Source organism: Halobacterium bonnevillei (assembly GCF_009831555.1).
GTDB classification, from domain to species: domain Archaea; phylum Halobacteriota; class Halobacteria; order Halobacteriales; family Halobacteriaceae; genus Halobacterium; species Halobacterium bonnevillei.
Window position 1 is genome coordinate 1 of sequence record NZ_WUUU01000100.1, and the last position, 11,040, is coordinate 11,040.

General features: G+C 69.0%; 10 protein-coding genes and 2 pseudogenes. 7 read left to right on the forward strand and 5 right to left on the reverse strand.

The genetic code is table 11. The features are described 5' to 3' along the window. Window positions 1–307: pseudogene (locus GRX66_RS12055) on the reverse strand (peptidase M48); the annotation flags it as partial. A 60-nt stretch (window positions 308–367) separates the two neighbouring features. Continuing rightward, window positions 368–3,091, reverse strand: a complete 2,724-nt coding sequence (locus GRX66_RS12060) for a hybrid sensor histidine kinase/response regulator (protein ID WP_159526787.1) — start codon at window positions 3,089–3,091, stop codon at window positions 368–370. Between the two features lie 220 nt (window positions 3,092–3,311). Between GRX66_RS12060 and trkA the strand changes: the two genes are divergently transcribed. Together trkA and GRX66_RS12070 are read left to right on the forward strand one after the other, a co-directional pair. Then, the gene (gene trkA, locus GRX66_RS12065; RefSeq protein WP_325064085.1) at window positions 3,312–4,655 is read left to right on the forward strand and encodes a Trk system potassium transporter TrkA; all 1,344 of its coding nucleotides are present in this window, start codon (window positions 3,312–3,314) and stop codon (window positions 4,653–4,655) included. A 19-nt stretch (window positions 4,656–4,674) separates the two neighbouring features. Further along, complete coding sequence (locus tag GRX66_RS12070) at window positions 4,675–6,237, forward strand: TrkH family potassium uptake protein (protein WP_159526789.1); 1,563 nt, start codon at window positions 4,675–4,677, stop codon at window positions 6,235–6,237. Between the two features lie 127 nt (window positions 6,238–6,364). On the opposite strand, the gene GRX66_RS12075 is transcribed toward GRX66_RS12070, so the two are convergent. From GRX66_RS12075 to GRX66_RS20810, 3 genes and pseudogenes are all read right to left on the reverse strand, one after another. Beyond that, on the reverse strand, window positions 6,365–6,760 hold the full coding sequence (locus GRX66_RS12075) for a hypothetical protein (RefSeq protein ID WP_159526790.1): 396 nt from the start codon (window positions 6,758–6,760) through the stop codon (window positions 6,365–6,367). A gap of 101 nt (window positions 6,761–6,861) precedes the next feature. Beyond that, complete coding sequence (locus GRX66_RS20000) at window positions 6,862–7,071, reverse strand: hypothetical protein (RefSeq protein WP_233745492.1); 210 nt, start codon at window positions 7,069–7,071, stop codon at window positions 6,862–6,864. A gap of 30 nt (window positions 7,072–7,101) precedes the next feature. After that, window positions 7,102–7,293: pseudogene (locus GRX66_RS20810) on the reverse strand (class I SAM-dependent methyltransferase); the annotation flags it as partial. A 239-nt stretch (window positions 7,294–7,532) separates the two neighbouring features. Between GRX66_RS20810 and GRX66_RS12085 the strand changes: the two are divergent. The 5 genes from GRX66_RS12085 to GRX66_RS12105 all read left to right on the forward strand — a co-directional run. Continuing rightward, the gene (locus tag GRX66_RS12085) at window positions 7,533–8,183 is read left to right on the forward strand and encodes an adenylate kinase (protein WP_159526791.1); all 651 of its coding nucleotides are present in this window, start codon (window positions 7,533–7,535) and stop codon (window positions 8,181–8,183) included. Between the two features lie 165 nt (window positions 8,184–8,348). Then, entirely contained in the window at window positions 8,349–8,687 is a 339-nt protein-coding gene (locus GRX66_RS12090) for a BsuPI-related putative proteinase inhibitor (protein ID WP_159526792.1), read from the forward strand. A gap of 64 nt (window positions 8,688–8,751) precedes the next feature. Continuing rightward, window positions 8,752–9,624: a DUF106 domain-containing protein gene (locus GRX66_RS12095; protein ID WP_159526793.1), complete on the forward strand. Its 873-nt coding sequence runs from the start codon at window positions 8,752–8,754 to the stop codon at window positions 9,622–9,624. Window positions 9,625–9,852: 228 nt separating this feature from the next. Then, window positions 9,853–10,431 carry a (d)CMP kinase gene (gene cmk, locus GRX66_RS12100; protein ID WP_159526794.1) on the forward strand — a complete coding sequence of 193 codons (579 nt, stop codon included), beginning with the start codon at window positions 9,853–9,855 and terminating at the stop codon, window positions 10,429–10,431. A gap of 2 nt (window positions 10,432–10,433) precedes the next feature. Beyond that, on the forward strand, window positions 10,434–11,040 hold a 607-nt coding region (locus GRX66_RS12105; RefSeq protein WP_159526795.1), incomplete at its 3' end, for an RNA-guided pseudouridylation complex pseudouridine synthase subunit Cbf5.

Sequence of the window (11,040 nt, forward strand, 5' to 3'; positions counted from 1 at the left end):
ACAGCGTCGGGGGCTCGACGCCCATGCGGTCGGCGAGGCGCTGGAGGCGGCGGTAGGCGCGGGGCGCGCGTCGGGGCGACAGCGGAACGGCATCCAGTTCCGCGAGGACGCGCGCGGTCCCGTGGCGGTAGCTGAGGTAGCCGAGCGCGAGCGTGACGGCGGCCGCCAAGATCAGCGCGGACGGGACGTCGACGCCCAGAGAGACCAACGCGTACAGCCCCACGAGGACGAATCCAGCGGCGGCTGCATGCCCGAAGAGGAGGGTGACGCCGACGAGCGCGAACAGCACGCGCCGACCGAAGCCCATGTTCGTAGCTACTCGACCCCGACCCAAACGGCTATCGCCGAGACGGGGAGCCGGTGGCGTTCAGTCCGCCGTCGTGTAGAACTCGAATCGCGCGCCGCCGTCCTCGCTCGTGGTCAACTCGACGTCCCAGTCGTGGGCGTCGGCGATGCTCTCCACGATGGCGAGGCCGAACCCGGTGCCGTCCTCGCTGGTCGTGTACCCCATCTCGAAGACGGCATCGTGCTCACCGGCGGGAATCCCGGGGCCGTCGTCGGCGACGTAGAACCCTGGGTCGTCGTCGAGCACGCCGACTTCGACGCGGAGGTCACTCGCCGGGTCCGCGTCCTCGTCCCCGTCGACGGTCGCGTCATCGCCGCCGTCGGCGGCCGCGTCAGTTGCGGAGCTATCGGCGGTCGTGGCGGACTCCGAGACGTCCCCGTGAGCCCGCGAACGATGGTCAGTGGAACCGTGTTCGACCGCGTCCTGACGAGTCCGCGAGTCAGGGCTCGTAGTGCCGTGCGCTACGGCGTTCGCGAAGAGGTTCTCGAGGAGCTCCTGGAGGCGGCCGCGGACCGCTTCGACCGAGTCGCCGTTCGAGTCCACGCTGAGGTTCGCGTCGCCCGTGGCGACGGACGCCCACGCGGCCGCGCTGACGACTTCCAGGGGGACCTCGGTCGTGTCGTGGACGTCGACGCCCTCGCGGGCGACGGCGAGGAGTTCGTCGAGAATCTCCGCGATGCGGTCGTGTGCGCGGTCGATGCGGTCCAGGGCGTCGTCGTCGCCGGTCTCCCGGTACTGGTCGAGCCAGCCGCTGGCGACGTTCAGTGGACTGCGGAGGTCGTGGCTGACGACGCTCGCGAACTCGTCGAGGCGCTCGTTCTGGCGTTCGAGTTCGCGCTCCCGGCGCCGCCGGTCGGTGACGTCCCGGAGGACGCCGATGGTGCCGCGGAACTCGTCGTCGTGCGGGCGGAGCGCGAGGTGGCACTCCACGACGCGCTCTTCGTCGCCGTCGGCGGGGTAGACGTGGAACTCGAATTTGCCCTTCGCGTCCGGGTCGTCGGCGGTCAGGAGGTCGCGGACCGTCTCCTGGTACCGCTGGACGACGTCCGGGTCGAAGACGCCGGTCTCGACGAGTTCGGGGACGGTTTTGGTCTCGAGTTCCGACTCCTCGAGGCCGGTGAGGCCGGCGCCGTGGATGTTGCCGCCGACGTAGTTGGCGTCCTCGTCGACGATGAACACGCCGTCGGGCGCGGTTTCGACGATGGTCTCGTACTGGCGGCGTTCGCGGTCACGGGCCTCCCGCGCGGAGACGTCCCGGCAGATGGCGAGCACGGCCGGGTCGCCCTCGTACGTGACGCGGGCGGCGGTGAACTCGATGGGGACGCGGTCGCCGTCGGCCGTAGCCGCCTGGAACTCGTAGCGGCGCTCCGGGGAGTCGCCCTCGAGGCGTCGCTGGAGGCGGTCCAGCACCGTCCCGCGGTCCTCCGGTGCGATTACGTCCGCGACGGGTTTGCCCTCGAGAGTTGCTTGCTCGTACTCGAGGACGTCCGCCGCACGGGGGTTGGCGAACCGGATGGTCTCGCCCTGCGCGACGATGACGGCGTCGCTGGCTTCCTCGACGACGGTGGCGTACTTCTGTTCGCTCTCCCTGAGGCGGCGCTCCCGGCGTTCGCGGTCGGTGACGTCGCGGACGACCCCCGCGGTGCCCTGGAACGCCACGTCGAAGGGCAGCAACGCGATGTGGACTTCAACGTGCTCGACGCCGTGGGCCCAGTCCCGGACGGACATCTCGAGCATCCCGGACTCGCGGTCGCCCGCCAGGAGGTCCTCGATGATGTCGGCGCCTTCGGCGAGATGCTCGTCGTCCATGACGGTCGAGCAGTGCTCGCCCACGAGGGCATCGCGGTCGCGGCCCGTGATGGCCGCGAAGGCGTCGTTGACGAACGTGAACGCGCCGTCCTCGTCGAGCGAGTAGACCGGGTCGCCGACGGCCTGGACGATGGTCTCGGCGCGTTCGGCGTCGCGGTCGTGGTTCACGCGGTCGGTGACGTCCGTGAACGAGGCGACCACGCGGTCGACCTCGCCGTCGGCGTCGAACAGTGGCGCGCAGTGCATGACGAGGTACTTCCGCCAGCCGTCCGGCCACTCGACGCCGAGTCGTTCGCCGTGCAGCGGCTTGCCGGAGCGCGCGACGCGGCGCGCCGGATGCTCGGCGTCCGGGAGCGGTTCGCCGTCCAGCGTGACGAACTCCCAGTCGTGGTCAGCGGGCGTGTCGTCGTCGATGGCGAGCGTGGCGCGGGCGCGGTCGGTCGCGGACGCGATCTCGCCGTTCGGCCGGAAGACGACCGAGCCGGGGGTCGTCGCCAGTACCTGTTCGAGCAGGTGTTTCTCCTCGCGGAGCGCCCGCTCGGAGCGGCGTTTCTCGACGGCGTTGCGCACGATGTTCGCGAGGATGGCGTACGTCTCGGTGCCGCCGCCCTTCTGGAGGTAGTCGGTGACGCCTGCCGAGATAGCGTCGCTGGCGATCTCCTCGCTGCCCTTCCCCGTGAACAGCACGAACGGGAGGTCCGGGTGGTCGTCGCGGACGGCGTCGAGGAACTCCAGGCCGTCCGTTTCGGGCATGTCGTGGTCCGAGACGACGCAGTCCACGTCGGCGTCCCCGAGGTAGTCGAGGGCGGGCGTCGCCGCCGGGCGGGTGGTGACCTCGAAGTCGTCGGCCTCCCGGCGCAGGTAGTCCGCCGTGAGGTCGGCGAATGTGTCGTCGTCGTCGACGAGCAACACCCGGATCCGGGATTCGTCAACCATCTATCGTGACGACTGTGTGTTTGGTAACAATAAACGTTGGCAGGTCGTGGGCGGTCACGTCGACCGACCAATCAGCCGCCTGCACTCGAGTCCAGTATCGTCGTGGAGACGGTTCCCGTGTCGGTCGTTCGATAGAATGGGAAAACGGCGGCCGCGCTTCCGAAGGGCTATTGACGGAGCAGATGCACGACCCGACCATGCAGACAGGGGTGACGCGCTAGTGCGGATTCTCGTCGTCGGCGCTGGCGAGGTCGGGTCGAGTATCGCCGGAAGTCTCTCCGACGGTCACGACGTCATCGTCGTCGACGTCGACCCGGAGCGTGTCGACTCGCTAACCTACTCCGAGGACGTGCTCGCCATCGCCGGCGACGGCACCGACACCGACGTCCTCCGGGACGCCGGCGTCGAGTCCGTGGACGTCGTCATCGCGAGCACGGACGACGACGAGACCAACCTCGCGGTCTGTGGCACCGTCGACACGATGAGCGACGCGTTCACCATCGCGCGCGTGAAGAACACCGTCTACCTCGACACCTGGCGCGAGTACGAGGGCGCGTTCGACGTCGACTTCATGGTGTGCACGGACCTGCTGGCGGCGGAAGCCATCGTTCGCGTCATCGGCCTGCCGACAGCCCAGGACGTCGACCCGTTCGCGGACGGCCTCGTCGAGATGGCGGAGTTCGACGTGCCGGCGAACAGTCCCATCGCCGGCGAGACGGTCGCGGAAGCCGACCGCTTCGACGAACTGACGTTCGTCGCGGTCATCCCAGACGGCGCCGACCACGCGGAGATCCCGCGCGGCGACACCGTGATTCACCCCGACTCACGGGTAGTGGTCGTCGGGCGACCGCCGAGCGTCCGCGAGTTCGCACGCAGCATCGACCCGGAGAGCGCCGCGGGCAAGGTCGAGGACGTCGTCATCGTCGGCGGGTCGAAGACTGGCGAACTCACCGCAGCGGCGCTGGCCAACCGCGGTATCCACCCCCGCATCATCGAGTACGACGAACAGCGGGCGCGGGAACTCGCAGAGCGCCTGCCCGGAGCGACCGTCTACTCCCACGACGCCACCGATCCCGAGTTCCTCTCGCGGGAGCACGTCAAGGACGCTGACGCAGTCGTCGCGACGCTCGGGAGCGACGAACGCAGCCTGCTCGCTGCGCTGCTCGCGAAGCGCGAGGGCGCCGAACGCACCATCGCCGTGGTCGAGCAGATGCGGTACGTCGACCTCTTCGAGACGGTCGGCGTCGACGTCGCGGTGAACCCCCGGCAGGTGACCGCCGAAGAGATCACGCGGTTCACGCGGGAGCGCCGCGCGGAGAACGTCGCAATCATCGAACCCGGCGGTGCGGAAGTCCTGGAAGTGGAAGTCGAAGAGGACAGCGTGCTCACGGGCCGCACGATCAAGGAGGTGATGGCGGACCTGCCGGACGGCGTCGTCGTGGGTGCGATCACGCGGAACGGCGACTACGTCACCCCCCGCGGCGACACGGTCGTCGACGTCGGCGACCACGTCGTCGCGTTCGTCCAGGCGAGCGCCCTCGACGAAGTCACCTCGAAACTATGACTCGCGGGGGCGAGCAGCGATGACCCTCCGCGTGACCTGGCGGGCCAGCGCCTCGCTGGTCGGCACCGTCCTGAAGTGGATGACGGTGCCACTGCTGTTGCCGCTGGGGGTCGCCCTCTACTACGGCGACGGCGGCATCGCGGCGTTCGTCACAACCATCGCCCTCTCGTTCACCGTCGGTGCGGCGCTGGAGCGCCTGGGCGACCCCGCGGACCTCGGCGCACGCGAGGGCTTCCTGATGGTCGCGGCGACGTGGCTGGCGGTCAGTATCGTCGGTGCGATTCCCTACCTCGTCGCCGCGCACGGCCTCCCGGGCATCGCCGCCGCGACGTCACCCGGGTCGACGCTCGGCAGCCCGGTGAACGCGCTCTTCGAGACGATGAGCGGATTCACCACCACCGGCGCGACGGTGATGGGCGACATCTCCTTCGACCAGCACTCACACGGCATCCTGCTGTGGCGCCAGCTCACGCAGTGGCTCGGCGGCATGGGAATCGTCGTGCTCGCCGTCGCCATCCTCCCGGAGCTGTCGGTCGGCGGCGCGCAGCTGATGGACGCCGAAGCGCCGGGGCCGAGCCTGGAGAAGCTCACCCCGCGCATCGCGGAGACGGCGCGCGCGCTCTGGCTGGCGTACGCCGGCATCACCGCCGTGGAAATCGTGTTGCTGTACGGGCTCCACCACGGCGGATTCGCGCCGAACATGGGCCTGTACAACGCGGTCGCGCACGGGTTCACGACGATGGCGACCGGCGGGTTCAGCCCGGAAGCCCGCTCCATCGAGGCGTTCGCGGGCGTCGTCCAGTGGGTCATCGTGCCGTTCATGTTGCTGGCGGGGACGAACTTCGCGCTCATCTGGCAGGCGCTCACCGGCGACACCGACGCGCTGTTCGGCGACTCCGAGTTCCGGTTCTACACGGGCGTGCTCGCGACGGTCACCGCACTCATCGCCGGTCTGCTGTTCACCGGACCGACCCTCGACGTCGTCGTCGGCCCCATCGCGGGCGAACTCGAGTCGTCGCTGCGGCACGCGGCGTTCCAGGCAGTCTCTATCGTGACGACGACCGGGTACGCCAGCATGGACTTCGCCGAGTGGGGCGCGGCCGGCCAGTACGTGCTGTTCATCGCCATCTTCCTCGGCGGGAGCGCGGGCAGCACGGGCGGCGCCGTCAAGATGGTGCGGTGGCTGGTCATCTTGAAGTCGCTGAAGCGCGAACTGTTCACGACCGTTCACCCGGAAGCCGTCCGGCCGGTCCGCCTCGGCGGCCGCGCGCTCGACGAGACCGCCATCAGGGGCATCTACGCGTTCACCGCCGTCTACTTCGTGCTGTTCGTCGCCGGCACCATCTTCGTCGCCGTCGACGTCACCCGCATCCCGGAGACGCTGTCCGCGCTCGAAGTGATGAGCGCCGTCGCGGCCACCCTCGGGAACGTCGGGCCGGGATTCGGCGCGGTCGGCCCGATGGGATTCTACGAGTTCCTGCCCGCGAGCACGAAACTCGCGATGGTCGGGCTGATGTGGATCGGTCGCCTCGAGATTCTCCCGGTGCTCGTGTTACTGACGCGCGCGTACTGGACGTCCTGAGTGTGAACCTCGTACCGGACGTCCTACCCCCGGACCTGGTACCGAACGTCCCGACTGGGCGTATGGATTTCCTGCCACCGGAAACCGATTTCCTGCTACCCGCGATTGGGGCTTCGCTCGGCCCGCCTCAGATTTCGACCGCCCAGAGCCGGAAGTCCTCGGGGAGCCCGTAGACCTCCCGGAAGACGGCGTCGACGAACTGGCCGGTTCGCTCGTCGTCGGCGCGGGCGTCCACGCGGACGTTCGTCCCGGGCGCGTCCTCGATGGACTCGCGGCTGGTGATCGTGAACGCGCCGAACCCGGAGAGGACGGTGGACAGCGCGTCCAGTTCCTCGTCCGTGCAGTCGAGGTTCAGCGTGCCGTCGGCGAACTGCACCCACGGCGGCAGGAAGTCCGGGTCGTCGCCCGGGTCGCTGTCGGCTTCCAGCGTGCAGAACGCGCTCTCCCGGTCGCGGTGAGCGGCGATGGCGTCCGCGACGAGCGCGATGCGTTCGGCGGTCGCGTCGGCGTCGAATCTGGTCATGGCGCGTCGTTCGCGGGCTGGGCACTAATCAGGTCGGGTGTGGTGCCGGCGCCGCCAGCGATGCCCCCGGGGTTCTATGCCCCTCCCTCGCAGCACTGCAGTCACTTCGGCGTCGTGTACGTGCTCACCCAGCGGTCGTCGACGCGGACGTCGGGTTCGAAGCCGGCGGCCGCGAGCAGGCCTCGGAACTCGTCGCCCGCGTAGTACGCGAAGTAGCGGTCGTCGCCGCCGCCGTGGTCGTCGTCCGGTTCGAACCCGGCGTCGCTGCCGCGTTTCACCGAACAGAAGAAGGCGCCGTCGGGCGCGAGCACCCGCTCGAACTCGGCGAGCGCTGCGGGCGCGTCAGTCTTCGGGAGGTGGTGCAGGGCGGCGCAACACCAGACGCCGTCGAAGGCGTCGGCGGCGAACGGGAGCGCGCGGACGTCCCCCCCTGCAGAACGCGCCGTCGACGTCGCTGCTGGCTTCCCGGAGGAACGCTCGCGTGACGTCCAGTCCGACCACGTCGAGGCCGCGGTCCGCGAACACGGCCGCATCGCTGCCGGGGCCACAGCCGGCGTCGAGTACGCGGCCGTCCCCGACAGCGTCGAGGTAGGGGTCGCCGTGGCGCGCGGCGACACTCCCCCCGCGGTACTTCTCGGTGTACGCGTCGGCGTTCGCTTCGTACGTTCGAGCAGTGCGACGTGCTTCGTCCACGCGTCGAGTGAGTCGGCCGACGCCCTTTAGAGTTCGCCGGAAGCAACACCTCCTTATTAGCGGGCCGGGAAGCACGGGTATGAGCAGCCCGAACATTCTGCTTCTCGGTGCACCCGGCGCCGGGAAGGGGACGCAGAGCCGTCGACTCACCGAATCCTTCGGCGTCGAACACGTCACGACCGGCGACGCGCTCCGGGAGAACAAGGGAATGGACATCAGTCACCTCGACCTCGAGTACGCCACGCCGGGCGAGTACATGGACGCCGGCGAACTCGTCCCGGACCCGGTCGTCAACGAGATCGTGAAGACGGCGCTGCAGGAGGCCGACGGCTACGTACTGGACGGCTACCCGCGCAACGAGTCCCAGACGGAGTACCTCGACTCCATCACGGACCTCGACGTCGTCCTCTACCTGGACGTCGGCGACGAGGAGCTCGTCCGCCGGCTGACCGGCCGCCGCGTCTGCGAGGACTGCGGCGCCACCTACCACGTGGACTTCGACCCGCCCGAGGAGGAGGGCGTCTGCGACGAGTGCGGCGGCGACCTCTACCAGCGCGAGGACGACACCGAGGAGACCGCCCGGGAGCGCATCAACGTCTACGAGGAGAACACCGAACCGGTCGTCGAGTACTTCCGAGAGAAGGGCGTGCTCGTCGAGGTCGACGGCGAACAGGCGCCCGACGACGTCTGGGCGGACGTGAAGGACGCTGTCGAAGCGAACGCGAACTGACGACGGCCCCCGGCGGCCGCCGGGCGTTCTGGGCAACACGGTCTCCGTACTCTCGGACGCACAACCCGAGTCACACAGACGCGGGTCTGTCAAGCGAAGCGACGGCGGGCGGGGGATAGACGACCCACGGATAGCTTATTGTTCGAGTGGGCCCACGTCGCAACCATGTTCGACGCGACGCTGGCCGCGACAGTGACGGGCGACGACGTCGACCTCGCACTGTCCGTCGAGAACACGAGCGACGAGTCTCGGACGCTGTCGTTCCGGAACGGGCAGCGCGCGGAGTTCGTCGCCGAGCGCCCCGAGTCGGGCGAGACCGTCTGGCGATACGGCGACACCCGGGTGTTCACGATGGCGCTCGCCCGCGTGGAATTCGCCCCGGGAGAGACGGAAACCTACACCGCGACCTGGGACGACGCGCCCAGCGGCGAGTACCGAGTGCGGGCGTGGACCGTCGCCGAAGACGCGTCCGCGGACGCCCAGACCACGGTTTCGGTCGCGTAGCGACGCCGCGATAGGTTCCGCGTTTCCGTAAGACGTTCAAGCAGGCACCGCAAACACACACCAAATGGCACGAACCGCGGAGAAAGTCCGCTCGCTGGTCGCCGAAGACCCCGAGCTGGCTGACGCACTCGAAGACTTCCTCGACCGCGAGGGCGAGCTCCGCTGGCGGGACGTCAAAGGCGACGTCACCAGCGGCCAGTGGGGGCGCCTCCTGGAGAAAGACATCCTCGTGGAGGGCGAGGACGGCTTCACGTTCGCGGACCCCGAGGGCGTCGAGGACGGCCTGGCGCCCGAGGAGGAACTCGACATGGGGGACAGCCCCGAGTCCTCGTCGTGGTCCAAGTGGGACAAGCTCGCCGCGCTCGGGTCGTTCGCGGCGATCCTCGGCTACAACTTCCAGCCGATTCAGAACACCATCGGCGGCGCCGTCGACCTCTTCCTCGGGCCGCTGGACGCCGTGCTTCCGTTCTACGTCGTCGTGATGGCCCTGGCGGTCCTCACCGGCCTGTACTCGACGCTCCTGCAGGCGAACCTCACGGACATGGACAAGATGTCCGAGTACCAGGAGCGCGCCAGCCAGCTCAAGGAGAAGATGGAGGCGGCCAAGGAACGCGGCGACGACGCCGAAGTCGAACGCCTCCGCGAGAAACAGATGGAAGCGTTCGGCGACCAGGCAGCCATGCTCAAAGAGCAGTTCCGGCCGATGGCCTGGATCATGCTCCTGACCATCCCCGCGTTCCTCTGGATGTACTGGAAGCTCGGCACCCTCTACACGGCCGGCGACGTCATCATGACGCTGCCGCTGATGGGGGAAGTCGACTTCAAGACGGGCCGCGCGCTCGTGTTCCCCGTCTGGATCATCTGGTACATGGTCTGTTCGTTCAGCTTCTCGAACATCATCCGCAAGGCGCTGAACATCCAGACGACGCCGACCTAGGACCCACTTTTTCCAGCGCTCGCCGCCTCCGGCCGCTCGCTTGCAAAAACTTGGGGAAAAAGCCCCGTCGGCCCCCTGCGGAGGTCCTCGGGGCCAGCACGCTTCGCGCGCTGTGAATCGCGCGGCTTCGCCGCGCGAATACTCGTTCTGCCGCATCTCCGCTCTACGCAGGGAGCCACAGCGACCTCGCTTCAAAACCTCTATGCCGCCGCCGTTCCCAGCACGGATATGTTAGTCACGATCTCCGGGCCACCGGGCAGCGGGAAGAGCACGGTGGCGTCCGCGCTCGCGGACCACCTGGACTACGACCACATCTCCGGCGGCGACATCTTCCGGAACCTCGCCGAGGAACGCGGCCTCTCACTCGAGGAGTTCAACGAACTCGCCGAGGAGGACCCCCAGATCGACAGGGACCTCGACCGACAGCTCCGCGAGACCGCCCGCGACCGCGACGACGTCATCCTGGAGTCGCGGCTGTCCGGCTGGATGGCCGGCGAGTACGCCGACATCAAGATCTGGCTCGACGCGCCGATGAGCGTGCGCGCGCGCCGCATCGCCGAACGCGAGGAGAAGACGCCGGCGGCCGCGCGCGCCGAGACGGAGAAACGCGAGCGCTCGGAGACCGCACGCTACGCCGACTACTACGGCATCGACTTCGACGACCTCACCATCTACGACCTCTCCGTGAACACCGCGCGCTGGGGGCCGGACGCCGTCACCGACATCGTCCTGTACGCCGTGGACAACTACGAGCCCGGCAGCGACGAGGGCCCGACACCGATCGAGAACGTCGAATACGAGTTCTGACCATGCTCCGGGACGCCCCCGCGGACCGCGACCCAGACGACGTGGCGACGTTCGGCGTCGTCAACCTCGACAAGCCGCCGGGGCCGTCCGCCCACCAGATATCGGCGTGGATCCGCGACATGCTCGGCGTCGAGAAGGCCGCGCACGCCGGCACGCTCGACCCGAAGGTCACGGGCTGCCTGCCCGTGCTCACGGGCGCTGCCACCCGCCTCGCGCCCGCGCTCCTCGAGGGACCGAAGGAGTACGTCAGCGTCCTGGAACTGCACGCAGACCCGCCCGCGAACCTCGAGAGCGTGGTCGGGGAGTTCGAGGGCCCCATCTACCAGAAGCCGCCGCGGAAGTCCGCAGTCGCACGCCGCCTGCGCGTCCGCGAGGTCTACGACCTCGACGTCCTCGAAGTCGCGGGCCGGCAGGCGCTGCTGCGCATTCGCTGCGAGTCCGGCACCTACATCCGGAAGCTCTGCCACGACCTGGGCCGCGCGCTCGGCACGGGCGCCCACATGGGCGACCTGCGTCGCACGGCCACCACGCCGTTCGACGACACCGACCTCGCGACGCTCCACGACCTGGCGGACGCGCTGGCGTGGCTGCGCGACGAGGACGACACCG

Bases quoted from the DNA above. Each gene is read 5' to 3' on its own strand.
- cmk (WP_159526794.1), top strand. From the start codon at position 9,853: ATGTTAGTCACGATCTCCGGGCCACCGGGCAGCGGGAAGAGCACGGTG.
- GRX66_RS12095 (WP_159526793.1), top strand. From the start codon at position 8,752: ATGGCACGAACCGCGGAGAAAGTCCGCTCGCTGGTCGCCGAAGACCCC.
- GRX66_RS12070 (WP_159526789.1), top strand. From the start codon at position 4,675: ATGACCCTCCGCGTGACCTGGCGGGCCAGCGCCTCGCTGGTCGGCACC.
- GRX66_RS12090 (WP_159526792.1), top strand. From the start codon at position 8,349: ATGTTCGACGCGACGCTGGCCGCGACAGTGACGGGCGACGACGTCGAC.
- GRX66_RS12085 (WP_159526791.1), top strand. From the start codon at position 7,533: ATGAGCAGCCCGAACATTCTGCTTCTCGGTGCACCCGGCGCCGGGAAG.
- GRX66_RS12075 (WP_159526790.1), bottom strand. From the start codon at position 6,760: ATGACCAGATTCGACGCCGACGCGACCGCCGAACGCATCGCGCTCGTC.
- GRX66_RS12060 (WP_159526787.1), bottom strand. From the start codon at position 3,091: ATGGTTGACGAATCCCGGATCCGGGTGTTGCTCGTCGACGACGACGAC.